Origin of the sequence: Pseudomonas sp. P7779 (assembly GCF_013386315.1) — a bacterium.
Classification (GTDB): Bacteria; Pseudomonadota; Gammaproteobacteria; order Pseudomonadales; family Pseudomonadaceae; genus Aquipseudomonas.
The window spans coordinates 12883-38147 of the sequence record NZ_JACARZ010000092.1 but is presented as its reverse complement, the minus strand read 5'-3'; the positions used below and the strand labels follow the sequence as shown (position 1 = coordinate 38147).

Here is a 25265-nt window from a genome sequence, read left to right as displayed (position 1 = left end):
ACATTTGACCGAGTACATCCCTTGGAATGCGGTCGAGTGTGGGAGCGGGCTTGCTCGCGAAAGCGGTCTTAAGCCTTGCGCACCCGCAAGCAACGCCACAATGCTGCAACCATGAGCAGGCTCACCACCGCCCAACCCCACGCCTGCTGGTTCATCACCCCTTCACGGAACAACTGCGGCGCAATACCGGCACCGATGATGAACGCCAGCAATGCAATCTCCCGCCGCAGCCCGCTCACCGGACGCACCAGGTACACCAGCGCTGGCAGCACCAGCGCGGCACTCGGGAAGCTGCGGTAACGCGGGTCAAATACCAGCGCCAGCATCATGACCGCACCGGCAAACCCGGCGATTGCCACCAGCCAGCCAGCGCGCTGCTCCAGCCAGTTGAAGGCGCGTTCGCGCCAACCTTCTCGCGTACTCAACGCCAGGGCCGCGTGAGCCAGTACCGCAAGGTTCAAGGCCACCAGCAATCCAGCCCACACCCACTCATCCGTGAAGCGCGCGGTGACCCGGTTCAACTCGGCCCAGGTGCCGATCGAGCAGGCCGCCACGGCGCCCAGCAATGGCAACAACAACGCAGCCCGGGCCGTGCGCACGCGGCCACCCAGCAGCAGCGTGCCCAGCAGGATAATCCCGCCAACCCCCAGCCACAGCGGCCAGTACGGCACATTGGTCACCGGGCCGGCGAGCACGCCCTTGTCCTGGCGGTCCGCATCAAACAGGCCCCAGTAACCACCCACCGCCCCTTCACTGGCACGTTTCCACGGCTGGTCAAAGGCTTCGATCAGGTTGTAGTGCCAGCCATTGGCTTCGGCCATGGCCACGAACCCGCGCATGAATTTCGCTTCGTTGACCCGGCTCGGCACCGCCGTTTCCCGCTGGCGGCCTTCGCTCGGCCAGCCGGTCTCGCCGATCATCACGTCCTTGGGGGCGAACTTGTTGCCGAAGGTCTGGCGCACATCGCCCACGTGCTTGAGCGCCTGGTCGATGCCCGAGGGGTCATCTTCCCAGTACGGCAGCAGGTGGATGGTCAGGAAGTCCACGGCCGGGGCGATTTCCGGGTGTTGCAGCCAGAACTCCCACACATCGGCATAGGTGACCGGTTGCTTGATATGGTCCTTGACGTGATGGATCAACTTGACCAACTGCCCGGCGGTGACTTCCTTGCGCAGCAGGGTTTCGTTACCGACGATCACCGAGGTGACGACGTCGGGGTTGGCATTGGCCGAAGCGATCAGTGCCTCGACTTCCTTGGCGGTGGCCACCGGATCACTGCTGACCCATGCGCCGCTCATCAGCTTCAGGCCGTGTTTGCGTGCCAGTGCCGGCAAGTCTTCAAGGCCGGTCTGGGAGTAGGTGCGAATGCATTCGAAACGGGTGGCCAGCAACGCCAGGTCGGCGTCCATGCGCTCGGGGCGCAGTTTGAACGGCTGGTCGAACGGCGACTGGTCTTTGTCGAAGGGCGTGTAGGACGCACATTGCAGCTTGTGGCTGGCGCTGGCCACGTCCGGCAGCACCACCGGTTGGCCAAGGCCGTACCAATAGCCGCCGAGGGCCAGCACACCAAGGATCAGGGCAAATAAATAGGGCAGGAGCGGGAAACGTGCAGTCGCGGGCATGATCAGGCCGTCTGGGGGCAAAGGCGCGCATCTTACCCGGATTTGAGCCGTCCCAGTGGGGCCGCATAATTTTGACATGCAAAGTTCGGGCGGGATCGTCGGTGAATGTCCTACAAATCATCCTGCTGGCGATGTGATGTCGTTTCTTGCTTACCTGAGGTCGCAGTCAGAGCAGGTCGCTTGTGGCAGCAGGTTGATGATCGAAGTGTCAGCCCTCCACTGATGAGGCACCCACGTGATCGATGCGCGTGAAGGGGGCGCGGTGCACCACATAACAACAGGTTGACGTCGCTCGGCATCCGCCGGGCGCAGCACTTTCGGGGAAGCACTATGAAGATGCGACGACTCTTGGGCGCAGCTGCCACTCTGGTAGTTGCGATGAGCTCCACACTGGCCAGCGCCGACAGCAAAACCCTGAGCATCGGCTATGTGGATGGCTGGTCGGACAGTGTCGCCACCACCCACGTGGCGGCAGAAGTGATCAAGCAAAAGCTCGGTTATGACGTGAAACTGCAAGCGGTCGCCACCGGGATCATGTGGCAAGGCGTGGCCACCGGCAAACTCGACGCCATGCTCTCCGCCTGGTTGCCGGTGACCCACGGTGAATACTGGGCCAAGAACAAGGACAAGGTGGTCGACTACGGCCCCAACTTCAAGGACGCCAAGATCGGCCTGATCGTGCCTGAGTACGTGAAAGCCAAATCCATCGAAGACCTCAAGACCGACACCACCTTCAAGAACAAGATCGTGGGTATCGACGCCGGTTCAGGTGTGATGCTCAAGACCGACGAAGCAATCAAGGCCTATGGCCTGGACTACAAGCTGCAAGCCAGTTCGGGCGCGGCGATGATCGCCGAGTTGACCCGTGCCGAAGACAAACAGGAATCCATTGCGGTCACCGGCTGGGTGCCACACTGGATGTTCGCCAAGTGGAAACTGCGTTTCCTGGACGACCCAAAAGGAATTTATGGTGCTGCTGAGACCGTCAACAGCATCGGCAGCAAAGGCCTGGAAAAGAAAGCCCCGGAAGTCGTGGCGTTCCTGAAGAAATTCCAGTGGGCCTCCAAGGATGAAATCGGCGAAGTCATGCTGGCGATCCAGGAGGGCGCCAAGCCTGAAGCGGCGGCCAAGGACTGGGTGGCCAAGCACCCTGAGCGCGTCGCCGAGTGGACTGCTAAGTAAGTCTCTTGTGGGCGCTGGCTTGCCTGCGATGCAGACGCCTCGGTGCACTTGATGTATCGAGGTGATCCCATCGCGGGCAAGCCCGGCTCCCACATTATTTCGCCCCCGCAATTATTCCTGCGCCTTCAATATCCCTCGCTACACTCCTTCTACTACTAAGGTCGTCTGGAACCTGTTCCTCAGCCGCATACAGTGGATATGTTCCAATAATAAAAAGCTGTGCTGCGAGGATAAAAACAATGAACGACAGCATTTACCTCTCGATTCAAAACAGCCCGCGTTTCAAGGAGCTGGTTAGTAAAAGGGAAAGATTCGCCTGGATTCTCTCGGCAATCATGCTTGGGCTTTACTCCGCTTTCATTCTTCTGATTGCCTATGGGCCGCAAATACTGGGGGCCAAGATCAGCCCCGGTTCGTCCATCACGTGGGGGATCCCGATCGGGGTCGGGCTGATTGTGTCGGCCTTCGTCCTCACTGGCATCTATGTACGACGCGCCAACGGCGAATTCGACGACTTGAACAATGCGATTCTCAAGGAGGCTGCGCAATGATCCGTCGTCTATTGGCTGTACTCGGCGCTTCGGCCTTTGCACCTGCCGTTTGGGCGGCCGATGCACTGACCGGCGAAGTGCATAAACAACCGCTGAATATCGCAGCGATCCTGATGTTCGTGGCCTTCGTCGGCGCGACCTTGTGCATCACCTACTGGGCGTCCAAGCGCAACAAGTCGGCGGCCGACTACTATGCGGCCGGCGGCAAGATCACCGGGTTCCAGAACGGTCTGGCGATTGCCGGTGACTACATGTCGGCAGCCTCCTTCCTGGGGATTTCCGCGCTGGTGTTCACCTCCGGCTACGACGGCCTGATCTACTCGATCGGCTTCCTGGTGGGCTGGCCGATCATTCTGTTCCTGATCGCCGAGCGCCTGCGTAACCTGGGCAAATACACCTTTGCCGACGTGGCGTCCTATCGCCTGGGGCAAACCCAGATCCGCAGCCTGTCGGCCTGTGGCTCTTTGGTGGTGGTGGCGTTCTACCTGATCGCGCAGATGGTCGGCGCGGGCAAGCTGATCCAGCTGCTGTTCGGCCTTGATTACCATGTTGCGGTGATCCTGGTGGGCATCCTGATGTGCCTCTATGTGTTGTTCGGCGGCATGCTGGCGACCACCTGGGTGCAGATCATCAAGGCAGTGCTGTTGCTGTCCGGTGCCTCGTTCATGGCGCTGATGGTGATGAAACACGTCAACTTCGACTTCAACATGCTGTTTGCCGAGGCGATCAAGGTTCACCCTAAAGGTGAAGCGATCATGAGCCCGGGCGGCCTGGTGAAAGACCCGATTTCGGCGTTCTCCCTCGGCCTGGCACTGATGTTCGGTACCGCTGGCCTGCCGCACATCCTGATGCGGTTCTTCACCGTGAGTGACGCAAAGGAAGCGCGCAAGAGCGTGCTGTATGCCACTGGCTTCATCGGCTACTTCTATATCCTGACCTTCATCATCGGCTTCGGCGCGATCCTGCTGGTCAGCACCAACCCGGCGTTCAAGGATGCTGCAGGTGCCTTGCTCGGCGGTAACAACATGGCGGCGGTGCACCTGGCCAACGCGGTGGGCGGCAGTATCTTCCTGGGCTTCATCTCGGCCGTGGCGTTTGCCACCATCCTGGCAGTGGTTGCCGGTTTGACCCTCGCGGGTGCTTCGGCGGTGTCCCATGACCTGTACGCCAGCGTGATCAAGAAAGGCAAGGCCAACGAGAAGGATGAGATTCGCGTATCGAAGATCACCACCATCGCCCTGGCAGTACTGGCGATTGGCTTGGGCATCCTGTTTGAAAGCCAGAACATCGCGTTCATGGTGGGCCTGGCGTTCTCCATTGCGGCCAGCTGTAACTTCCCGGTGCTGCTGCTTTCCATGTACTGGAAAAACCTCACCACCCGTGGTGCGATGATTGGTGGCTGGCTGGGCTTGATCAGTGCCGTTGGCCTGATGATCCTCGGCCCGACCATCTGGGTCTCGATCCTGCACCATGAGAAGGCGATCTTCCCTTACGAGTACCCGGCGCTGTTCTCGATGATCATTGCGTTCATCGGCATCTGGTTCTTCTCCATCACCGACAAGTCGGCGGCGGCAGAGAAGGAGCGTGCGCTGTACTTCCCGCAGTTTGTGCGTTCGCAGACTGGCCTGGGGGCGAGTGGGGCGGTTAGCCACTAAGCCTGTAACAGTTACAAAAAAATGCCCCGGTCGTGAGATCGGGGCTTTTTTTTGCCTTTATTGGTAACAGATACGACAAAACTGTTTCTCAAATCCGGCACAAATAAAAACGGCCTCCCTATCAAAGGAGGCCGTTTTCGGTGTGGCCAAGTAGCGATCAGCTTACTTGCGGTCTTCCAGCTTGGTGATGTCACGCGACTCGTAGCCGGTGTACAGCTGGCGCGGACGGCCAATCTTGTACGGGCTGGAGAGCATTTCTTTCCAGTGGGAGATCCAGCCCACGGTCCGCGCCAGGGCGAAGATCACGGTGAACATGCTGGTTGGAATGCCGATCGCCTTGAGGATGATCCCCGAGTAGAAGTCGACGTTCGGGTACAGCGAGCGCTCGATGAAGTACGGGTCGGTCAGGGCGATCTCTTCCAGGCGCATGGCCAGTTCGAGTTGTGGATCGTTCTTGATGCCCAGTTCCTTCAACACTTCGTCGCAGGTCTTCTTCATTACGGTGGCGCGCGGGTCGCGGTTCTTGTAGACCCGGTGACCGAAGCCCATCAACTTGAACGGATCGTTCTTGTCCTTGGCCTTGGCGATGAACTTGTCGATGTTCGAGACATCGCCGATTTCATCGAGCATGGTCAATACGGCTTCGTTCGCACCGCCGTGGGCAGGGCCCCACAGTGCGGCGATACCGGCGGCGATACAGGCGAACGGGTTGGCACCCGAAGAGCCCGCCAGGCGCACGGTAGAGGTCGAGGCGTTCTGTTCGTGGTCGGCGTGGAGGATGAAGATCTTGTCCATCGCGGCGGCCAGCACCGGGCTGATCGGTTTGATCTCGCACGGGGTGTTGAACATCATGTGCAGGAAGTTTTCCGCGTACGTCAGGTCGTTGCGCGGGTACATCATGGGTTGGCCCATGGAGTACTTGTAAACCATTGCGGCCAGGGTCGGCATCTTGGCAACCAGGCGGATCGCGGAGATTTCGCGATGCTGCGGGTTATTGATGTCCAGGGAGTCGTGATAGAAGGCCGACAGGGCGCCGACTACGCCGCACATGACGGCCATCGGGTGGGCGTCGCGACGGAAGCCGTTGAAGAAGGTCTTCAACTGCTCGTGAACCATGGTGTGGTTCTTCACGGTGCTGACAAACTGGGCCTTTTGCTCAGCTGTTGGCAATTCGCCATTAAGCAGCAGGTAGCAGGTTTCCAGGTAGTCCGACTGTTCAGCAAGCTGTTCGATCGGGTAGCCGCGGTGCAGCAAGATACCGTTATCACCGTCGATATAGGTGATCTTCGACTCGCATGAGGCGGTCGACATGAAGCCTGGGTCGAATGTAAAACGGCCCGTGGCCGTCAGGCCCCGTACGTCGATAACATCGGGACCAACGGTGCCGGTTAAAATGGGCAGCTCGACGGGGGCTGCGCCCTCGATGATCAACTGCGCTTTTTTGTCAGCCATGTGGCCTCCTATTTATGCTTCAAATCATCAGACAGACCCCCCACGCAGGGCCCGCACCACTATAGTGAGATAAATTCAGATGTCAATTTGCCTAAAGTCTTGCTCCAGAAGGCTTTAACCGTACTTTTTCCTCGAAATTACCTGCCATTTACGCCTTTTATGCCGCCAGCGCAATGCGCTATTAGGGTGAGGAGTGCGCGTTGTCATTAGTTGCCTAACTGTCTATACTCGGCCTCCGACCGCCAGGGGCTTTTGGGCCCGTTTTGATGGGGGTCGCACTCCCTGGGTGGTGGTTACCTGACCAGTGCACTCCCCAACAACTTTGCCCTGATTGTTAGGGGCTCTTCAGTGTGAAAAAAAGCCGTGAATAGCCAACGACCTGTAAACCTAGACCTAAGGACCATCAAACTCCCCATCACCGGCGTAACGTCGTTCCTGCACCGTGTATCCGGCATCATCCTGTTTCTTGGCCTGGGCATCATGCTTTATGCATTGAGCAAATCCCTGGGTTCGGAAGAAGGGTACGCCGAGGTGAAGGCATGCTTGACCAGTCCGCTGGCCAAATTCGTCGCCTGGGGCCTCCTGTCCGCTCTGCTTTATCACCTTGTGGCCGGTATTCGCCACTTGATCATGGACATGGGTATCGGTGAGACGCTGGAAGGCGGCAAGCTGGGCTCGAAAATCGTCATCGCCATTTCCGTGGTGCTGATCGTTCTGGCGGGAGTTTGGATATGGTAACCAGCGTTACGAACCTGTCGCGTTCGGGCCTCTATGACTGGATGGCGCAACGTGTGTCTGCGGTTGTTCTCGCGGCTTATTTCATCTTCCTGATCGGGTACCTCGCGGCGAACCCTGGCATTGGCTACGCCCAATGGCACGGCCTGTTCGCTCACAACGGGATGCGCATCTTCAGTCTGCTGGCCCTTGTAGCCCTGGGCGCTCACGCCTGGGTTGGCATGTGGACCATCGCGACCGACTACCTGACGCCGATGGCGCTGGGCAAGTCCGCGACAGCAGTACGGTTTCTCTTCCAGGCAGTATGCGGCGTCGCGATGTTCGCTTACTTCGTCTGGGGTGTGCAGATTCTTTGGGGTATCTGATTCATGGCTAACACAGTTAATACGCTTTCATTCGACGCCATCATCATTGGCGGCGGCGGTGCCGGCATGCGCGCTGCGCTGCAACTGGCCCAGGGCGGTCACAAGACTGCCGTGATCACCAAGGTGTTCCCGACCCGTTCCCACACCGTTTCGGCCCAGGGTGGCATCACGTGCGCCATCGCCTCCGCCGATCCAAACGATGACTGGCGCTGGCACATGTACGATACCGTCAAGGGTTCCGACTATATCGGTGACCAGGACGCTATCGAATACATGTGCTCCGTAGGCCCGGAAGCGGTCTTCGAGCTGGAACACATGGGTCTGCCGTTCTCCCGTACCGAACAGGGTCGCATCTACCAGCGTCCGTTCGGCGGCCAGTCGAAAGACTTCGGTAAGGGTGGCCAGGCCGCTCGTACCTGTGCCGCAGCCGACCGTACCGGTCACGCGCTGTTGCACACCCTGTACCAGGCCAACCTGAAGGCCGGCACCGTATTCCTCAACGAATACTACGGCGTCGACCTGGTGAAGAACGAAGACGGTGCCTTTGTAGGCATGATCGTTATCTGCATCGAAACCGGCGAAACCTCTTACGTGCGGGCTAACGCCACCGTATTGGCGACCGGCGGTGCAGGCCGTATCTACTCTTCGACTACCAATGCCCTGATCAACACCGGTGACGGTATCGGCATGGCCCTGCGTGCAGGCGTCCCGGTACAAGACATCGAAATGTGGCAGTTCCACCCGACCGGCATCGCCGGCGCCGGTGTACTGGTTACAGAAGGTTGCCGTGGTGAAGGTGGTTACCTGATCAACAAGAACGGCGAGCGCTTCATGGAGCGTTATGCTCCGAACGCCAAAGACCTTGCCGGTCGTGACGTTGTAGCCCGTTCCATGGTTAAAGAGATCATCGCCGGTAACGGCTGTGGTCCCGATGGCGACCACGTGATGCTGAAGCTCGATCACCTCGGTGAAGAAGTGCTGCACAGCCGTCTGCCAGGCATCATGGAGCTGTCCAAGACCTTTGCCCACGTTGACCCGGCTGTTGCGCCGATCCCGGTTGTTCCAACTTGCCACTATATGATGGGCGGCGTTGCCACCAACATTCATGGCCAGGCGATCACCCAGGACGCCGACGGCGTTGACCAGATCATCCCTGGTCTGTTCGCGGTAGGTGAAGTGGCGTGCGTATCGGTTCACGGTGCCAACCGTCTGGGCGGCAACTCGCTGCTCGACCTGGTGGTATTCGGTCGTGCCGCCGGCCTGTTCCTGGAGCAGACCCTGAAGGAAGGCGTTGATTACGCGCGTCCACGCCAGTCCGACATCGACGCTGCCCTGGCACGTCTGGATGGCCTGAACTCGCGTACCGATGGCGAAGACGTCGCCTCCCTGCGCAAAGAGCTGCAAAGCTGCATGCAGAACTACTTCGGTGTGTTCCGTACCGGCGAATACATGCAGAAAGGTATCGCCCAGCTGGCTGACCTGCGTACGCGCATCGCCAACGTCAAGATCAACGACAAGAGCCAGGCGTTCAACACCGCTCGAATCGAAGCCCTTGAGCTGCAAAACCTGCTGGAAGTGGCTGAAGCGACTGCGATCGCCGCCGAGGTTCGTAAAGAATCCCGTGGTGCTCACGCTCGTGAAGACTATGAAGACCGCGACGACGAAAACTGGTTGTGCCACACCCTGTACTTCCCGGGTGACAAGCGCGTAACCAAGCGTGCCGTGAACTTCTCGCCGAAGACGGTTCCGACGTTTGAACCGAAGATTCGGACTTACTAAGGGTGGCTGCCATGTTGAAAGTCAGTGTTTATCGCTACAACCCTGATCAGGACGCTGCGCCGTTCATGCAGGAATTCCAGGTCGATACCGGTGGTAAGGACCTGATGGTGCTGGACGTGCTGGCCCTGGTTAAAGAGCAGGACGAAGGTTTCTCCTATCGTCGCTCTTGCCGTGAGGGTGTTTGCGGCTCCGACGGCATGAACATCAACGGCAAGAACGGCCTGGCATGCATCACGCCGCTGTCTTCCGTGGTGAAAGGCAACAAGTTGGTTGTTCGTCCGCTGCCAGGTTTGCCGGTTATCCGTGACCTGGTCGTCGATATGAGCATCTTCTACAAGCAATACGAGAAGGTTAAGCCATTCCTGCAGAACGACACGCCGGCTCCGGCCATCGAGCGTCTGCAGACTCCGGAAGAGCGCGAGAAGCTGGACGGTCTGTACGAGTGCATCCTGTGCGCTTGCTGCTCGACTTCCTGCCCGTCCTTCTGGTGGAACCCCGACAAGTTCCTGGGCCCAGCTGCCCTGCTGCAAGCGTACCGCTTCCTGGCAGACAGCCGTGACACCAAGACTGCCGAGCGTCTGGCTTCGCTGGATGACCCGTTCAGCGTATTCCGCTGCCGCGGGATCATGAACTGCGTCAACGTATGTCCCAAAGGCCTGAACCCGACTAAGGCCATTGGTCACGTACGTAGCATGCTGCTGCAAAGCGGCGTGTAACCGACGTTGTAGTAAAAGCAGGACCGTTGTGCCCGTAGATGCTACGGCGCAGGCTTCAACCGGCGCCGTAGTTTTAACTTGAGCAGCGACTTACAAAGACGCGGCTCTTATTTTGAAGAAATGAGACAAGCAGGGGCATTCGGGTTGGTACCCGAACTATCAGCGTGATCCTAAGTGGCTTGTTTTGGTCGCTGCACTTGGCCTTTTGCAAGCAAACTCGGTGTTTTCGCCGGTGGTGTCCCCAAATCGAGGGTGACCAAGCATGCAAGAAAGCGTGATGCAGCGCATGTGGAACAGCGGCTATCTTTCAGGTGGTAACGCTGCCTATGTGGAAGAGCTTTATGAGCTCTACCTGCACGACCCTAACGCTGTGCCAGAAGAATGGCGCACCAAATTTCAGACGTTGTCTTCAGACGGCAACGCTGCCACCGATGTATCGCACGCAACAATTCGCGATCAGTTCGTGCTGCTGGCAAAGAACCAGCGCCGCGCCCAGCCGGTTTCTGCCGCAAGCGTGAGCAGTGAGCACGAGAAGAAGCAAGTTGAAGTACTGCGACTGATCCAGGCCTACCGTATGCGTGGCCACCAGGCAGCCCAGCTTGACCCGCTGGGGCTGTGGCAGCGTCCTGCACCTGCAGACCTGTCGATCAATCATTACGGCTTGACCAATGCCGATCTTGATACGACCTTCCGTGCCGGCGACCTGTTCATCGGCAAAGAGGAAGCGAGCCTACGCGAAATTCACGAAGCGTTGCAGCAGACATATTGCCGCACCATCGGTGCCGAATTTACGCACATCACTGATTCCGAGCAGCGCCACTGGTTCCAGCACCGCCTTGAAGGCGTGCGTGGTCGCCCGGTGCTGTCTGCGGACGTCAAGAGCCACTTGCTCGAGCGCGTCACTGCAGCGGAAGGCCTGGAAAAATACCTGGGCACCAAATACCCGGGCACCAAGCGTTTCGGCCTGGAAGGCGGCGAAAGCCTGATCCCGATGCTCGACGAGCTGATCCAGCGTTCCGGTTCCTACGGCACCAAGGAAATCGTGATCGGCATGGCCCACCGTGGCCGCTTGAACGTGCTGGTCAACACCTTCGGCAAGAACCCGCGCGAGCTGTTCGACGAGTTCGAAGGCAAGAAGAAGGTCGAGCTGGGTTCCGGTGACGTTAAATATCACCAGGGCTTCTCGTCCAACGTAATGACCACCGGCGGTGAAGTTCACCTGGCCATGGCGTTCAACCCATCCCACCTGGAGATCGTTTCTCCAGTGGTCGAGGGGTCGGTACGTGCGCGCCAGGATCGTCGTAACGATTCCACCGGTGAGAAGGTCCTGCCGATTTCCATCCACGGTGACGCGGCGTTCGCCGGTCAGGGTGTGGTCCTGGAAACGTTCCAGATGTCGCAGACTCGCGGCTTCAAGACCGGCGGTACCGTTCACATCGTCATCAACAACCAGGTGGGCTTCACCATCAGCAACCCGCTGGACGCACGCTCTACCGAGTACGCGACCGACGTTGCCAAGATGATCCAGGCGCCGATCCTCCATGTGAATGGTGATGATCCGGAAGCCGTGTTGTTCGTGACCCAGTTGGCCATCGATTACCGCATGCAGTTCAAGCGTGACGTGGTCATCGACCTGGTCTGCTACCGTCGTCGCGGTCACAACGAAGCGGATGAGCCTAGCGGCACCCAACCGTTGATGTACCAGCAAATCACCAAGCAGCGCACCACCCGTGAGCTGTATGCCGATAGCCTGATCAAGGCCGGCGTGGTGGACGATGCACGTGTTCAGGCGAAGATCGATGAATACCGCAACGCGCTGGACAACGGCCTGCATGTCGTGAAAAGCCTGGTTAAAGAGCCGAACAAAGAGTTGTTCGTTGACTGGCGTCCGTACCTGGGCCACGCCTGGACTGCGCGTCACGACACCTCGTTCGATCTGAAGACCCTGCAGGAACTGTCGGCCAAGCTGCTGGAAATCCCAGACGGTTTCGTCGTACAGCGCCAGGTTGCGAAGATCTACGAAGACCGTCAGAAGATGCAAGCCGGCGGCCTGCCGATCAACTGGGGTTACGCTGAAACCATGGCGTACGCGACCCTGGCGTTCGAAGGTCACCCGATCCGCATGACTGGCCAGGACATCGGCCGCGGTACGTTCTCGCACCGTCACGCTGTGTTGCACAACCAGAAAGACGCGGGCACCTACATCCCGTTGCAGAACCTGTACGAAGGCCAGCCACGTTTCGACCTGTACGATTCGTTCCTGTCCGAAGAAGCCGTACTGGCGTTCGAATACGGTTACTCGACCACCACGCCTCAGGCGCTGGTGATCTGGGAAGCCCAGTTCGGCGACTTCGCCAACGGTGCCCAGGTGGTTATCGACCAGTTCATCACCAGCGGCGAGCACAAGTGGGGCCGTCTGTGCGGTCTGACCATGCTGCTGCCACACGGTTATGAAGGTCAGGGTCCGGAGCACTCCTCGGCCCGTCTGGAGCGTTACCTGCAATTGTGCGCCGAGCACAACATCCAGGTGTGCGTGCCGACTACCCCGGCCCAGATCTACCACTTGCTGCGTCGCCAGGTGATCCGCCCGCTGCGCAAGCCGCTGGTAGTGCTGACGCCGAAATCGCTGCTGCGTCATAAATTGGCCATCTCGACCCTGGAAGATCTGGCGGATGGTTCGTTCCAGACCGTTATTTCAGAAATCGACACCCTCGACGCGGCCAAGGTCACTCGCCTGATCCTGTGCAGCGGCAAGGTTTACTACGATTTGCTGGAAAAACGCCGTGCCGAAGGCCGCGAAGACATCGCCATCGTGCGGATCGAGCAGCTTTACCCGTTCCCGGAAGACGACCTGATGGAGGCCATCGCGCCTTACACCAACCTCACCAATGTGGTGTGGTGTCAGGAAGAGCCGATGAACCAGGGCGCGTGGTACAGCAGCCAGCATCATTTGCGTCGCAGCATCGGCAATCACAAACAGGCACTGGGCCTGGAGTACGCCGGTCGTGATGCTTCTGCTGCACCTGCGTGTGGTTATGCGTCGATGCACGCCGAGCAGCAGGAAAAACTGCTGCAAGATGCTTTCACTGTTTAACGCCTTCGCGCTGACTGAAACCGAATTTTAAGGACCCACAGATAATGGCTATCGAAATCAAAGCCCCGTCATTCCCGGAATCGGTTGCCGATGGCACCGTTGCCACCTGGCACAAGAAACCAGGCGAGGCCGTCAAGCGTGACGACCTGATCGTCGACATCGAAACCGACAAGGTCGTGCTCGAAGTGTTGGCTGAAGCTGACGGCGTGCTGGGCGCAATCGTTGCCGAAGAAGGCGCTACCGTCCTGTCGAATCAGGTACTGGGCTCGATCGAAGAGGGCGGTGCTGCTGCCGCTGCTCCTGCTCCTGCCGCCGCTGCTGCACCGGCTGCTGCCGCAGCTCCAGCTGCTGCACCGGCTGCGGGTGGCGAAGATCCAATCGCTGCACCGGCTGCGCGTCAGCTGGCTGACGAAAACGGCATCAACCTGGCGTCCATCAAGGGCACCGGCAAAGATGGCCGTGTGACCAAGGAAGACGTGGTTGCCGCCGTTGAAGCCAAGAAAAACGCTCCAGCTGCTGCGCCTGCCAAGGCTGCCGCCCCGGCTGCCGCTGCTCCTGTGTTCGCCGCTGGCGACCGCACCGAGAAGCGCGTACCGATGACCCGCGTGCGTGCCACCGTGGCCAAGCGCCTGGTTGAAGCACAGTCGAACATGGCGATGCTGACCACGTTCAACGAAGTCGACATGACCGAAGTCATGGCCCTGCGTTCGAAGTACAAGGACCTGTTCGAGAAGTCCCACAACGGCGTACGCCTGGGCTTCATGTCGTTCTTCGTGAAAGCGGCCACCGAAGCGCTGAAACGCTTCCCGGCAGTCAACGCTTCCATCGACGGCGGCGACATCGTTTACCACGGTTATGCTGACGTCGGCGTTGCCGTCTCCAGCGACCGTGGCCTGGTGGTACCGGTTCTGCGTAACGCCGAGCTGATGAGCCTGGCTGAAATCGAAGGCGGCATCGCCAACTTCGGCAAGAAGGCCCGTGACGGCAAACTGACCATCGACGAGATGACCGGTGGTACCTTCACCATCACCAACGGTGGTACTTTCGGTTCGATGATGTCGACTCCGATCGTCAACCCGCCACAAGCTGCGATCCTGGGCATGCACAACATTCTGCAGCGTCCTATGGCGATCAACGGCCAAGTGGTTATCCGCCCGATGATGTACCTGGCGCTGTCGTACGATCACCGCCTGATCGATGGTAAAGAAGCCGTGACTTTCCTGGTGACCATCAAGAACCTGCTGGAAGACCCGGCTCGTCTGCTGCTGGATATCTGATAAAGCGGCGGTGCGCCGTACCACCCGGTCTGCCGCGAGGCAGGCCGGAGTGCGGCTCACGGCTTGAAGCTTTTAGCTAAAGAGGATTTTTTTTCATGTCGCAGAAATTTGACGTTGTAGTGATTGGCGCAGGCCCTGGCGGCTACGTTGCCGCCATCAAGGCCGCACAACTGGGCCTCTCGACTGCTTGCATCGAAAAATACACCGACAAGGAAGGCAAACTGGCGCTGGGCGGTACTTGCCTGAACGTTGGCTGCATTCCTTCCAAGGCGCTGCTGGACAGCTCCTGGAAATTCCACGAAGCGCAAGACGGTTTTGCCATCCACGGCATCAACCACGCTGGCGTGACCATGGACGTGCCAGCGATGGTCGGCCGCAAGGCCAACATCGTTAAAGGCCTGACTTCCGGCGTTGCTACCCTGTTCAAGGCCAACGGCGTTACTTCCCTGCAAGGCCACGGCAAACTGCTGGCCGGCAAGAAAGTTGAAATCACCAAGCCTGACGGTTCGACCGAAATCATCGAAGCCGAGAACGTGATCCTGGCTCCAGGTTCGCGTCCAATCGACATTCCACCGGCTCCGGTCGACCAGAACGTGATCGTTGATTCGACCGGCGCCCTGGAATTCCAGGCGGTTCCAAAACGTCTGGGCGTGATCGGCGCTGGCGTGATCGGCCTGGAACTGGGTTCGGTCTGGTCCCGCCTGGGTTCCGAAGTGACCGTGCTGGAAGCCCTGGACACGTTCCTGCTGGCTGCCGACACCGCAGTGTCCAAAGAAGCGCTGAAAACCCTGACCAAACAAGGTCTGGACATCAAGCTGGGCGCTCGTGTTACCGGTTCCAAGGTTAACGGCGAAGAAGTTGTCGTGACCTACACCGACAAGGATGGCGAACAGACCATCACTTTCGACAAGCTGATCGTAGCCGTTGGTCGCCGTCCGGTGACCACTGACCTGCTGGCTTCCGACAGTGGCGTGAACATCGACGAGCGTGGTTTCATCCACGTTGACGATCACTGCGCTACCACCGTGCCGGGCGTCTACGCCATTGGCGACGTGGTTCGCGGCATGATGCTGGCGCACAAGGCTTCCGAAGAAGGCATCATGGTTGTCGAGCGCATCAAGGGTCACAAGACCCAGATGAACTACGACCTGATCCCGTCGGTTATCTACACCCACCCGGAAATTGCATGGGTCGGCAAGAACGAACAGCAGTTGAAAGCTGAAGGCGTTGAAGTTAACGTCGGCACCTTCCCGTTTGCCGCTTCTGGCCGTGCCATGGCAGCCAACGACACCGGTGGTTTTGTCAAAGTCATCGCTGATGCCAAGACTGACCGCGTATTGGGCGTCCATGTGATCGGCCCAGGCGCAGCAGAACTGGTTCAGCAAGGCGCAATCGGTATGGAATTCGGCACCAGCGCCGAAGACATCGGCATGATGGTTTTCTCCCATCCGACCCTGTCCGAAGCGCTGCACGAAGCCGCGTTGGCAGTGAATGGCCATGCCATCCACATCGCCAACAAGAAGAAGCGCTAAGCGAGATAATAAGAAACCACGGCGGTTGCCCGTCGTGAGCCTTGTGCGCAAGACTCACCGCGGAATATCCGCTGGACGCAGTCTTGCGCAGTTTCACCACCCAGGGTTCAGGCCTTTGGTGGTTTGACTGTGCAAGCAGCAGTCACAGGTGGCGCGGCACTCAATAAAGAGCGCAGCGCCGAATGCGCAGTACCTAACGAAGACGGTAATAAGCATGAATCTTCACGAGTATCAGGGTAAGCAGCTGTTCGCTGAATACGGCCTGCCAGTATCCAAGGGTTACGCAGTAGACACCCCGGAAGCAGCAGCAGAAGCTTGCGACAAAATCGGCGGCACCGAGTGGGTTGTCAAAGCCCAGGTCCACGCTGGTGGTCGCGGTAAAGCGGGCGGCGTTAAGCTGGTTCGCAGCAAAGAAGACGCCAAAGCCTTCGCTCAGCAGTGGCTGGGCAAGCGTCTGGTGACTTACCAGACTGATGCCAATGGCCAGCCAGTCACCAAGATCCTGGTTGAATCGTGCACTGATATCGCTAAAGAGCTGTACCTGGGCGCTGTCGTTGACCGTTCGAGCCGTCGCATCGTGTTCATGGCCTCCACCGAAGGTGGCGTGGACATTGAGAAGATCGCTGAAGAAACCCCAGAAAAAATTCTGAAAGCCACTATCGATCCACTGGTTGGCGCTCAGCCATTCCAGGGTCGCGAGCTGGCATTCCAGTTGGGTCTGGAAGGCAAGCAAGTTGCCCAGTTCGCCAAGATCTTCGTAGGTCTGGCCAAACTGTTCCAGGATCACGATCTGGCCCTGCTGGAAGTGAACCCGCTGGTGATCAAGGCCGACGGCGATCTGCATTGCCTCGATGCCAAGATCAACATCGACGCCAACGCCATGTACCGTCAGCCTAAGCTGAAGACTTTCCACGATCCGTCGCAAGACGATCCGCGCGAAGCGCACGCTGCCAAGTTCGAACTGAACTACGTAGCCCTGGAAGGTAACATCGGTTGCATGGTCAACGGTGCTGGCCTGGCCATGGGTACCATGGACATCGTCAACCTGCATGGCGGCAAACCAGCCAACTTCCTCGACGTAGGCGGCGGTGCCACCAAAGAACGCGTTACCGAAGCGTTCAAGATCATCCTGTCCGACTCCAACGTCGCTGCAGTACTGGTCAATATCTTCGGCGGCATCGTTCGTTGCGACATGATTGCCGAAGGCATCATCGGTGCAGTGAAAGAAGTCGGCGTTAAAATCCCGGTTGTTGTGCGCCTTGAAGGTAACAACGCTGAACTGGGCGCTAAAGTACTGGCAGAAAGCGGTTTGAACATCATCGCTGCTACCAGCCTGACCGACGCTGCTCAACAAGTTGTCAAAGCTGCGGAGGGCAAATAATGAGCGTCCTGATCAATAAAGACACCAAGGTTATCTGCCAGGGTATTACCGGTTCCCAAGGTAGTTTCCACACCCAGCAAGCCATCGAATACGGCACCAAGATGGTGGGTGGCGTTACTCCTGGTAAAGGCGGCACCGAGCACCTGGGCCTGCCAGTGTTCAACACCGTGAAAGATGCTGTAGCTGCCACTGGCGCCACCGCCAGCGTGATCTACGTTCCAGCTCCTTTCTGCAAGGACTCCATCCTGGAAGCAGCATTCGGCGGCATCAAGCTGATCGTTTGCATCACCGAAGGCATTCCTACCCTGGACATGCTGGACGCTAAAGTTAAGTGCGACGAGCTGGGCGTAGTCCTGATCGGCCCTAACTGCCCAGGCGTGATCACTCCAGGCGAATGCAAGATCGGCATCATGCCAGGTCACATTCACTTGCCAGGTAAAGTCGGTATCGTTTCCCGTTCCGGCACCCTGACCTACGAAGCTGTCAAGCAGACTACTGACGCCGGTTTCGGTCAGTCGACTTGCGTCGGCATCGGCGGTGACCCGATTCCAGGCTCGAACTTCATCGACATCCTGAAGCTGTTCCAGGAAGACCCGAAGACCGAAGCGATCGTAATGATCGGTGAGATCGGCGGTTCGGCTGAAGAAGAAGCGGCTGCCTACATCAAGGCACACGTGACCAAGCCGGTTGTTTCCTACATCGCTGGTGTGACTGCCCCTGCTGGCAAGCGCATGGGCCATGCTGGCGCAATCATCTCTGGCGGCAAGGGTACTGCAGACGAGAAGTTTGCTGCCCTGGAAGACGCAGGCGTTAAAACCGTGCGTTCGCTGGCAGACATCGGCAAGGCTTTGTCCGAGCTGACCGGTTGGGCTGTCAAGTAAGCCTCGCGCTTAACTGACGCTTCACCCCACAAAGGCCACCTTCGGGTGGCCTTTGTGCATTCTGAAGGTTGGTGGAGATCAAAATGTGGGAGCGGGCTTGCTCGCGAAAGCGGTGTATCAGCCACTCATGAGCTGACTGACACACCGCTTTCGCGAGCAAGCCCGCTCCCACATTCGATCGCATTTCAAAATTTAGATATAAAAACGCGACATAAAAATGTCGCTTATCGGACAGTTCGCCCCGCAACAGTGCGTTTGACCCGCAAATTCGTTAGGCTAGCCGCCTCTTTATGCGTACGCATCCCAAAAGGAAGCCTCGCGCCAGACCGGTCGGTCCCCATCCGGACCGGCAGTATTTCCCTCATCCATAGGGAAGCCCTCTCTAAATTCCGATTCAGTAGTGTGGTATTTCCTCAAATGAAAGTGTTGAAAAGCCAGGACATCCTGGCGTTGGGCTTTATGACTTTTGCCCTGTTCGTGGGCGCCGGCAACATCATCTTCCCGCCAATCGTCGGTTTACAGTCCGGGCCTCATGTCTGGATGGCAGCGCTGGGCTTCCTGATCACCGCGGTCGGTTTGCCGGTGATCACCGTTGTCGCCCTGGCCAAAGTCGGTGGTGGCATGGACGCGTTGAGCAGTCCGATCGGCAAGATTGCCGGTGGCTTGCTGGCAGCGGCGGCCTACCTGGCTGTCGGCCCGTTGTTCGCCACCCCGCGAACCGCCACCGTTTCCTTTGAAGTGGGCCTGGCGCCGCTGACCGGTGAAAGCCCGCTGGCGCTGTTCCTCTACAGCTCGGTGTACTTCCTGTTGGTGTTCTTCATCTCCCTGTACCCGGGCCGTCTGCTGGATACGGTTGGTCGTTTCCTGGCACCGTTGAAGATCATCGCCCTGGCCGTATTGGGCATTGCTGCCTTTGCCTTGCCGGCCGGCGATGTGGGTGTTGCCACCCCTGAGTACGTGGCCGCACCGTTCTCCCAGGGCTTTATCAATGGTTACCTGACCATGGATACCCTCGGCGCGCTGGTATTCGGCATTGTGATCGTCAACGCGATCCGCTCCCGTGGCGTCGAGTCGCCGAAGCTGATCACCCGCTACGCGATCATCGCCGGGCTGATTGCCGGTGTGGGCCTGGCGCTGGTGTACATCAGCCTGTTCCGCCTCGGTTCGGGCAGCCATGAAGTGGCGGCCGGTGCCGCCAACGGCGCCGCCGTGCTGCACGCCTACGTCCAGCACACCTTCGGCTCCCTGGGCAGCGGCTTCCTCGCCGTGCTGATTTCCCTGGCGTGCCTGGTAACCGCGGTGGGCCTGACCTGCGCCTGCGCCGAGTACTTCAGCCGCGTACTGCCGCTGTCCTATAAGACCCTGGTGGTGATCCTGGCGGTATTCTCGCTGTTTGTGTCCAACCTGGGCCTGACCAAGCTGATCGCGTTCTCGATCCCGGTGCTGACCGCCATCTACCCGCCGTGCATCGTGCTGGTGGCCCTGAGCTTCTGTAAGGACTTCTGGCAGGAGCAGGGCCGGATCGTTGGCCCGGTGATGCTGGTGTCGTTCATCTTCGGTTGCATTGACGCGCTGAAGGGCGCGGGCCTGGCTGACTGGATGCCATCGCAACTGGCTCACCTGCCGCTGAGCGAGCAGGGCCTGGCGTGGCTGGTGCCTTCGGTGATGACGCTGGTGGTTGCGGTGGTGATTGACCGCCTGCTGGGCAAACGCAGTGAAGCGATGGCTTAAACGTTTAGCCACTAACTTGTGCCGAGGTTTAGTTCGAAGTTTCGAGCTGCCCGGCCGGGTTAAAAACACCGGACAAAGTAAAGCCCGCTATTAAGCGGGCTTTCTTTTGCAACATGACTTTTCACGTCACAGTGTTCAAGTCGTCAGACTCAAGAACCGGTTGCAGGTGTTGCTTCTTTCGCAGCAGCTTCGTTCGATTCAGCCTGAGCTTTGGCAGCATCGGCGTTTTCTTTCGCAGCGTCGTTCACTTTATCCTGTGCTTTCGCCATGTCTTTCTGAGCTTGCTCAGAGTGGGCAGCGGCGTCTTGGGCTTTGTCTTCGGATTTTTTGTCGCAGGCAGCGAGGCCGAGGGCAGCAGCCAGCATCATGGAAATAGCTAAAGTCTTGCGCATGGGGTGTTTCTCCTTATTGAAGATATCTACTGGCCTTTCGAGCCTATGCCCAACGCTTAGTTCCTTAAATCTCACAGATATATAAGGCTTTTCCCTAGGGAACTTTCAGCAAGGTTGTCTACTCCGCCGGCTCCACACTAATAAGAGTCTTTAACGAATGACCGAAAATCCTCTTTTATCCCGTGCCACGCGCTTTGTTTCAGCCTTGCGCCACTGCCAGGTGCTGGGCATCCAGGTGCACGCCGCCAGTGAGGACGGCATGACGCTGGTGTTGCCCTATGCTCCGCATATCGTCGGTGACCCGCAGACCGGCGTGATCCACGGCGGCGCCATCACATCCTTGATGGACACCGCCTGTGGCATGGCTACCTTGTGCGTACTGCCGGAGTTCGAGGTTTGCCCGACCCTGGACCTGCGCATCGACTACATGCACCCGGCCGAGCCCCATAAACCGGTATTCGGCTTTGCCCAGTGCTACCGGGTGACCACCGACGTGATCTTCACCCGCGGCTTCGCCTACCAGGACGATCCGCAGCAACCGATTGCCCACGTGGTGGGCACGTTCATGCGCATGGGCAAGCGCCTCAAGGGCAGCCAGGGCCTGGGCAATGCAATCAAGGGAGAACAGGCATGAAACATCAGTTCAAGACCCGTCTGCAGCAAGCCCACGAACGGGGCAACTATGAGGCGCTGCTCAACCTGATTCCCTACGCCAGGCTGATTGGCATCGAATGCACGCGGCTGGGGGATGAATTGCTGTTTCGCATGCCGGCCAACAAGGACAACATTGGTAACCCGATATTGCCGGCGATCCACGGCGGGGTGATCGCGGGCTTCATGGAGCTGTCCGCAGCCTTGCATTTGCTGGTATTCACCGGTGCGCCTGGCGTTCCCAAGATCATCGATTTCTCCCTGGATTACCTGCGCGCCGGCCAGTTTCGTGACACCTACGCCAAATGCCAGGTGTGGCGCCAGGGCCGGCGGGTGGCCAACGTGGCGATTACCGCGTGGCAAAGTACCCAGGCCGAACCGATTGCCACCGCCCGTGCGCATTTCAAGATTGAGGAACCTGCTCGCCCTTGAAATCCTGGTCTTAGCCCCCAACTTTGATGACAACCCGCCGCCAACCCTCAAGGGCGCGGCCACTGCCATCCAATTGGAGTTTGATGACCATGAGTGTGGAAACTCAAAAGGAAACCCTGGGCTTCCAGACCGAGGTGAAGCAACTGCTGCACCTCATGATCCATTCGCTGTATTCCAACAAGGAAATTTTCCTTCGCGAATTGATCTCGAACGCCTCTGACGCTGTCGACAAATTACGTTTCGAAGCCCTGTCCAAGCCTGAGTTGCTGGAAGGTGGCGCGGAACTGAAAATCCGTGTGAGCTTCGACAAGGACGCGAAAACCGTCACCCTCGAAGACAACGGTATCGGCATGAGCCGTGACGATGCGATCACCCACCTGGGGACCATCGCCAAATCCGGCACCGCTGATTTCATGAAGAACCTGTCGGGCGACCAGAAGAAAGATTCGCACCTGATCGGCCAGTTCGGCGTGGGCTTCTACTCGGCCTTCATCGTTGCCGACAAGGTTGAAGTATTCAGCCGCCGTGCCGGCCTTGCCGCCAGCGAAGGCGTGCACTGGTCTTCCAAGGGCGAGGGCGAATTTGAAATCGCCACTGTCGACAAGGCTGATCGTGGTACCCGCATCGTCCTGCACCTGAAGTCCGGTGAAGACGAGTTCGCCGATGGCTGGCGTCTGCGCAATATCATCAAGAAGTACTCCGACCATATCGCGTTGCCGATCGAGTTGCCGAAAGAACAAGCGGCGGCCGAAGGCGAAGAAGCCCCAGCCCAGGAATGGGAAGTGGTCAACCGCGCCAGCGCCCTGTGGACCCGTCCTCGTACCGAAGTCAAGGACGAGGAATACCAGGAGTTCTACAAGCACATTGCCCACGATTACGAAAACCCGCTGAGCTGGAGCCACAACAAGGTCGAAGGCAAGCTGGAATACAGCTCGCTGCTCTACGTACCGGCCCGTGCTCCGTTCGACCTGTACCAGCGTGAAGCGCCGAAAGGCCTGAAGCTGTATGTGCAGCGCGTATTCGTGATGGACCAGGCGGAATCGTTCCTGCCGTTGTACCTGCGCTTTATCAAGGGTGTGGTTGACTCCAACGACCTGTCGCTGAACGTGTCGCGGGAAATCCTGCAGAAAGACCCGATCATCGACTCGATGAAGTCGGCGCTGACCAAGCGTGTCCTCGACATGCTGGAAAAGCTGGCGAAAAACGAGCCTGAGCAATACAAGGGCTTCTGGAAAAACTTCGGCCAGGTCATGAAAGAAGGCCCGGCAGAAGATTTCGCCAACAAGGAAAAAATCGCCGGCCTGCTGCGTTTCGCATCGACCAACGGTGACGACGGCGAGCAGAACGTTTCCCTGGCTGAATACCTGGCTCGCGCCAAGGAAGGTCAGGACAAGATCTACTACCTGACCGGTGAAACCTACGCTCAGGTCAAGAACAGCCCGCACCTGGAAGTCTTCCGCAAGAAAGGCATCGAAGTGCTGCTGCTGACCGACCGCATCGACGAGTGGCTGATGAGCTACCTCAGCGACTTCGACGGCAAGAGCTTTGTTGACGTCGCCCGCGGCGACCTGGACCTGGGCAACCTGGATTCCGAAGAAGACAAGAAAGCCGCTGAAGAAGTGGCCAAGTCCAAAGAGGGTCTGGTTGAGCGAATCAAGACCGCCTTGGGCGATGCCGTCAGCGAAGTGCGGGTTTCCCACCGTCTGACCGATTCCCCGGCGATCCTGGCCATCGGCGAGCAGGACCTGGGCATGCAGATGCGTCAGATCCTGGAAGCCAGCGGTCAGAAGGTTCCGGATTCCAAGCCGATCTTCGAATTCAACCCGGCTCACCCGCTGATCGAGAAACTCGACGGCGAGCAGAGCGAAGAGCGGTTTGGCGACCTGTCGCACATCCTCTTCGACCAGGCAGCCCTGGCTGCCGGCGACAGCCTGAAAGACCCGGCCGCTTATGTGCGCCGACTGAACAAGCTGTTGGTTGAACTGTCGGTTTAACACCGTTGTAGAAAAACCCGCTTCGGCGGGTTTTTTCGTTCTGGAGCCTTTCACCTGGAGTAAATGATGAGCCAAATCACCGTGCGTTCCGTGGTCTATCAGATTGATGGCCAGTCTTATGAAAGCCGCCTGGCATTTGATGCCAGTCATAAGGGCCCGCTGCCAGGGTTGTTGATGGCGCCGAACTGGATGGGTGTCAGTGCCGGCGCTGAAGAGATCGCCAAGAGCGTGGCCAGCAAGGGCTACGTGGTGCTGCTTGCCGACCTGTACGGGCAAACCGTCCGCCCTTCGAACGGCGATGAAGCGGGTGCGGCGATGATGCCGTTGAAGAATGACCGGCCGCTGTTGAACAAGCGCATGCAGGTCGCGCTTGATCACCTGAAAACCCAGACTGAAGCGGCGGTGGATACCTCGAAGCTGGCGACCTTTGGTTTCTGCTTCGGTGGTTGCTGCTCCCTGGAGCTGGCACGTACCGGTGCACCGTTGAAAGCTGCCGTTTCGTTCCACGGCAGCCTCGACACGCCGAACCCGGCCGATGCAAAAAACATCAAGGGTTCCGTGCTGGTGTTGCACGGTGCTTCCGACCCGTTGGTGCCGAAGGAGCAACTGCCGGCGTTTGAAGACGAAATGAACGCCGCCGGTGTGGATTGGCAATTGCTGAGCTACGGCGGTGCGGTGCACTCGTTTACCGACCCGCACGCGAATGTGCCGGGCAAGATGATGTATGACGCGAAGACCGCTGCGCGGGCCTTTCAGTCGATGCATAACTTGCTGGATGAAGTGTTCAAGGGCTGATAGTTCGGTTGCCTGAGCTGGCCCCTTCGCGAGCAAGCCCGCTCCCACATTTTAACCGTGTAAATCCTGAAGGAACGCGGTCGAAATGTGGGAGCGGGCTTGCTCGCGAAGGCTGTTTCACAGGCAATAAAGCGCTTAAGCCTTGCCTAGAGGCAACTCGATCCGCTCACTTTCCCCCGGCACTGTCGGCCAATCCCCAGCCGCCCAACGCTGCCGAGCCTGCTCGATCAACGCCGGATCACTCGCGACAAAATTCCAGTTAATCCGCCGTGGCCCATCCAGCGCCGCGCCGCCGAACACCACCAGGTGGCAATCAGTCTCGGCAAACAGCCCCATGTTTGCGCCTGCCGGCAACACCACCAGGCTATGCACCTCCAGCACTTCGCCATCCAACTGCGCCTCACCCTCCAGCACATACACCGCCCGTTCTTCATGCTCATCCGGGATCAGCAGGGTGGTAGCCGTCTGCATCCGCACCTCGGCATACAAGGTGGGCGACAACACCGGCACCGGCGATTCGAGGCAAAAGCCATTGCCGGCAATCAGGCGAATCTGCACGCCGAGGTTATCGCTCACCGGCAAGCTGGCGGCCGGATGATGGCTGTAATGCCCAGGCCCTTGTTCATGTTCCTTGGGGGAGGCCAGCCACACTTGCAACCCGTGCAGGCTGAAACCACTGGCCTTCAACGCCTCGGGGCTGCGTTCAACGTGGGCAATGGCACTGCCGGCTGTCATCCAACTGACGTCCCCGGCCTTGACCACCTGATCGGAGCCGAGGCTGTCCTTGTGCAGGAGTTCGCCTTCAAACAGGTAGGTCAGGGTAGAGAGGCCGATGTGCGGGTGTTGGCGAATGTTCATGCCGGTACCCGGGGCATAACGGGTTTGCAGCATATGGTCGAAAAACACGAAAGGCCCGACGCTGCGGCATTGCCTGGAGGGCAGTGGGCGCAGGATCGGTTGGCCTTCCACATCTTCGGCGCGCGGGCGAATCACGGTCACGGTGGTCATGGTGCTTCCCAGTCTGAGCGGGTCTGATGGTACTGAGCAT

At 58.7% G+C, this 25265-nt stretch carries 21 protein-coding genes; 17 read left to right on the top strand and 4 right to left on the bottom strand.

Annotated elements, in window-relative coordinates:
* Positions 1-68: 68 nt before the first annotated feature.
* Positions 69-1622: a glycosyl hydrolase family 17 protein gene (locus HX869_RS25155; protein ID WP_177081016.1), complete on the bottom strand. Its 1554-nt coding sequence runs from the start codon at positions 1620-1622 to the stop codon at positions 69-71.
* Positions 1623-1952: 330 nt separating this feature from the next.
* Here HX869_RS25155 and HX869_RS25150 point away from each other — a divergent pair, with 330 nt between their 5' ends.
* The 3 genes from HX869_RS25150 to HX869_RS25140 all read left to right on the top strand — a co-directional run bounded on the left by HX869_RS25150 (position 1953) and on the right by HX869_RS25140 (position 5010).
* The gene (locus tag HX869_RS25150; protein WP_008433997.1) at positions 1953-2804 is read left to right on the top strand and encodes a glycine betaine ABC transporter substrate-binding protein; all 852 of its coding nucleotides are present in this window, start codon (positions 1953-1955) and stop codon (positions 2802-2804) included.
* 239 nt (positions 2805-3043) lie between these two features.
* Positions 3044-3355 (top strand): DUF485 domain-containing protein, encoded by a 312-nt coding sequence (locus tag HX869_RS25145; RefSeq protein WP_003210577.1) that lies wholly within the window; start codon positions 3044-3046, stop codon positions 3353-3355.
* The gene (locus HX869_RS25140; RefSeq protein WP_003210576.1) at positions 3352-5010 is read left to right on the top strand and encodes a cation acetate symporter; all 1659 of its coding nucleotides are present in this window, start codon (positions 3352-3354) and stop codon (positions 5008-5010) included. The genes HX869_RS25145 and HX869_RS25140 overlap by 4 nt, the downstream gene beginning before the upstream one ends.
* A 162-nt stretch (positions 5011-5172) precedes the next feature.
* On the opposite strand, the gene gltA is transcribed toward HX869_RS25140, so the two are convergent.
* Positions 5173-6462, bottom strand: a complete 1290-nt coding sequence (gene gltA, locus HX869_RS25135) for a citrate synthase (protein WP_003210575.1) — start codon at positions 6460-6462, stop codon at positions 5173-5175.
* 363 nt (positions 6463-6825) lie between these two features.
* Here gltA and sdhC point away from each other — a divergent pair, with 363 nt between their 5' ends.
* The 10 genes from sdhC to brnQ all read left to right on the top strand — a co-directional run bounded on the left by sdhC (position 6826) and on the right by brnQ (position 19953).
* Positions 6826-7200, top strand: a complete 375-nt coding sequence (gene sdhC / locus HX869_RS25130; RefSeq protein ID WP_008433998.1) for a succinate dehydrogenase, cytochrome b556 subunit — start codon at positions 6826-6828, stop codon at positions 7198-7200.
* Positions 7194-7562, top strand: a complete 369-nt coding sequence (gene sdhD / locus HX869_RS25125) for a succinate dehydrogenase, hydrophobic membrane anchor protein (protein WP_003210573.1) — start codon at positions 7194-7196, stop codon at positions 7560-7562. The genes sdhC and sdhD overlap by 7 nt, the downstream gene beginning before the upstream one ends.
* Positions 7563-7565: 3 nt before the next feature.
* On the top strand, positions 7566-9341 hold the full coding sequence (sdhA, locus tag HX869_RS25120) for a succinate dehydrogenase flavoprotein subunit (RefSeq protein WP_003210572.1): 1776 nt from the start codon (positions 7566-7568) through the stop codon (positions 9339-9341).
* 11 nt (positions 9342-9352) lie between these two features.
* Positions 9353-10057, top strand: a complete 705-nt coding sequence (locus HX869_RS25115; protein ID WP_003210571.1) for a succinate dehydrogenase iron-sulfur subunit — start codon at positions 9353-9355, stop codon at positions 10055-10057.
* Between the two features lie 262 nt (positions 10058-10319).
* Positions 10320-13151, top strand: a complete 2832-nt coding sequence (locus HX869_RS25110) for a 2-oxoglutarate dehydrogenase E1 component (protein WP_003210570.1) — start codon at positions 10320-10322, stop codon at positions 13149-13151.
* Positions 13152-13195: 44 nt separating this feature from the next.
* A complete protein-coding gene (gene odhB / locus HX869_RS25105) occupies positions 13196-14428 on the top strand; it encodes a 2-oxoglutarate dehydrogenase complex dihydrolipoyllysine-residue succinyltransferase (RefSeq protein WP_008434003.1) in 1233 nt (410 codons plus the stop codon).
* Positions 14429-14523: 95 nt separating this feature from the next.
* Positions 14524-15960, top strand: coding sequence for a dihydrolipoyl dehydrogenase (lpdA, locus tag HX869_RS25100; RefSeq protein WP_003210568.1), 1437 nt, complete (start codon positions 14524-14526; stop codon positions 15958-15960).
* A gap of 214 nt (positions 15961-16174) precedes the next feature.
* Positions 16175-17341: an ADP-forming succinate--CoA ligase subunit beta gene (gene sucC, locus HX869_RS25095; RefSeq protein WP_003210567.1), complete on the top strand. Its 1167-nt coding sequence runs from the start codon at positions 16175-16177 to the stop codon at positions 17339-17341.
* Entirely contained in the window at positions 17341-18222 is an 882-nt protein-coding gene (gene sucD, locus HX869_RS25090) for a succinate--CoA ligase subunit alpha (protein WP_003210566.1), read from the top strand. Before sucC ends, sucD begins: the two co-directional genes overlap by 1 nt.
* A 417-nt stretch (positions 18223-18639) precedes the next feature.
* Complete coding sequence (gene brnQ, locus HX869_RS25085) at positions 18640-19953, top strand: branched-chain amino acid transport system II carrier protein (RefSeq protein ID WP_003210565.1); 1314 nt, start codon at positions 18640-18642, stop codon at positions 19951-19953.
* Between the two features lie 149 nt (positions 19954-20102).
* Here the strand turns inward: brnQ and HX869_RS25080 are convergent, their stop codons facing one another.
* A complete protein-coding gene (locus HX869_RS25080; RefSeq protein WP_003210564.1) occupies positions 20103-20345 on the bottom strand; it encodes a hypothetical protein in 243 nt (80 codons plus the stop codon).
* Positions 20346-20502: 157 nt separating this feature from the next.
* Here HX869_RS25080 and HX869_RS25075 point away from each other — a divergent pair, with 157 nt between their 5' ends.
* The 4 genes from HX869_RS25075 (at position 20503) to HX869_RS25060 (ending at position 24217) form a co-directional block, all read left to right on the top strand.
* Positions 20503-20979 (top strand): PaaI family thioesterase, encoded by a 477-nt coding sequence (locus HX869_RS25075; protein WP_003210563.1) that lies wholly within the window; start codon positions 20503-20505, stop codon positions 20977-20979.
* The gene (locus HX869_RS25070) at positions 20976-21428 is read left to right on the top strand and encodes a PaaI family thioesterase (protein ID WP_087694453.1); all 453 of its coding nucleotides are present in this window, start codon (positions 20976-20978) and stop codon (positions 21426-21428) included. The genes HX869_RS25075 and HX869_RS25070 overlap by 4 nt, the downstream gene beginning before the upstream one ends.
* Positions 21429-21517: 89 nt before the next feature.
* On the top strand, positions 21518-23422 hold the full coding sequence (gene htpG / locus HX869_RS25065) for a molecular chaperone HtpG (protein WP_003210561.1): 1905 nt from the start codon (positions 21518-21520) through the stop codon (positions 23420-23422).
* A gap of 66 nt (positions 23423-23488) precedes the next feature.
* Positions 23489-24217, top strand: a complete 729-nt coding sequence (locus HX869_RS25060) for a dienelactone hydrolase family protein (RefSeq protein ID WP_008434010.1) — start codon at positions 23489-23491, stop codon at positions 24215-24217.
* Positions 24218-24352: 135 nt separating this feature from the next.
* On the opposite strand, the gene HX869_RS25055 is transcribed toward HX869_RS25060, so the two are convergent.
* Positions 24353-25225 (bottom strand): pirin family protein, encoded by an 873-nt coding sequence (locus HX869_RS25055; RefSeq protein ID WP_178903807.1) that lies wholly within the window; start codon positions 25223-25225, stop codon positions 24353-24355.
* Positions 25226-25265: the final 40 nt, after the last annotated feature.

What these genes read in the sequence shown, in the direction of transcription:
- HX869_RS25155 (WP_177081016.1), bottom strand. Translation starts at nt 1,622, where the DNA reads ATGCCCGCGACTGCACGTTTCCCGCTCCTGCCCTATTTATTTGCCCTG.
- HX869_RS25150 (WP_008433997.1), top strand. Translation starts at nt 1,953, where the DNA reads ATGAAGATGCGACGACTCTTGGGCGCAGCTGCCACTCTGGTAGTTGCG.
- HX869_RS25145 (WP_003210577.1), top strand. Translation starts at nt 3,044, where the DNA reads ATGAACGACAGCATTTACCTCTCGATTCAAAACAGCCCGCGTTTCAAG.
- HX869_RS25140 (WP_003210576.1), top strand. Translation starts at nt 3,352, where the DNA reads ATGATCCGTCGTCTATTGGCTGTACTCGGCGCTTCGGCCTTTGCACCT.
- gltA (WP_003210575.1), bottom strand. Translation starts at nt 6,462, where the DNA reads ATGGCTGACAAAAAAGCGCAGTTGATCATCGAGGGCGCAGCCCCCGTC.
- sdhD (WP_003210573.1), top strand. Translation starts at nt 7,194, where the DNA reads ATGGTAACCAGCGTTACGAACCTGTCGCGTTCGGGCCTCTATGACTGG.
- sdhA (WP_003210572.1), top strand. Translation starts at nt 7,566, where the DNA reads ATGGCTAACACAGTTAATACGCTTTCATTCGACGCCATCATCATTGGC.
- HX869_RS25115 (WP_003210571.1), top strand. Translation starts at nt 9,353, where the DNA reads ATGTTGAAAGTCAGTGTTTATCGCTACAACCCTGATCAGGACGCTGCG.
- HX869_RS25110 (WP_003210570.1), top strand. Translation starts at nt 10,320, where the DNA reads ATGCAAGAAAGCGTGATGCAGCGCATGTGGAACAGCGGCTATCTTTCA.
- odhB (WP_008434003.1), top strand. Translation starts at nt 13,196, where the DNA reads ATGGCTATCGAAATCAAAGCCCCGTCATTCCCGGAATCGGTTGCCGAT.
- lpdA (WP_003210568.1), top strand. Translation starts at nt 14,524, where the DNA reads ATGTCGCAGAAATTTGACGTTGTAGTGATTGGCGCAGGCCCTGGCGGC.
- sucC (WP_003210567.1), top strand. Translation starts at nt 16,175, where the DNA reads ATGAATCTTCACGAGTATCAGGGTAAGCAGCTGTTCGCTGAATACGGC.
- sucD (WP_003210566.1), top strand. Translation starts at nt 17,341, where the DNA reads ATGAGCGTCCTGATCAATAAAGACACCAAGGTTATCTGCCAGGGTATT.
- brnQ (WP_003210565.1), top strand. Translation starts at nt 18,640, where the DNA reads ATGAAAGTGTTGAAAAGCCAGGACATCCTGGCGTTGGGCTTTATGACT.
- HX869_RS25080 (WP_003210564.1), bottom strand. Translation starts at nt 20,345, where the DNA reads ATGCGCAAGACTTTAGCTATTTCCATGATGCTGGCTGCTGCCCTCGGC.
- HX869_RS25075 (WP_003210563.1), top strand. Translation starts at nt 20,503, where the DNA reads ATGACCGAAAATCCTCTTTTATCCCGTGCCACGCGCTTTGTTTCAGCC.
- HX869_RS25070 (WP_087694453.1), top strand. Translation starts at nt 20,976, where the DNA reads ATGAAACATCAGTTCAAGACCCGTCTGCAGCAAGCCCACGAACGGGGC.
- htpG (WP_003210561.1), top strand. Translation starts at nt 21,518, where the DNA reads ATGAGTGTGGAAACTCAAAAGGAAACCCTGGGCTTCCAGACCGAGGTG.
- HX869_RS25060 (WP_008434010.1), top strand. Translation starts at nt 23,489, where the DNA reads ATGAGCCAAATCACCGTGCGTTCCGTGGTCTATCAGATTGATGGCCAG.
- HX869_RS25055 (WP_178903807.1), bottom strand. Translation starts at nt 25,225, where the DNA reads ATGACCACCGTGACCGTGATTCGCCCGCGCGCCGAAGATGTGGAAGGC.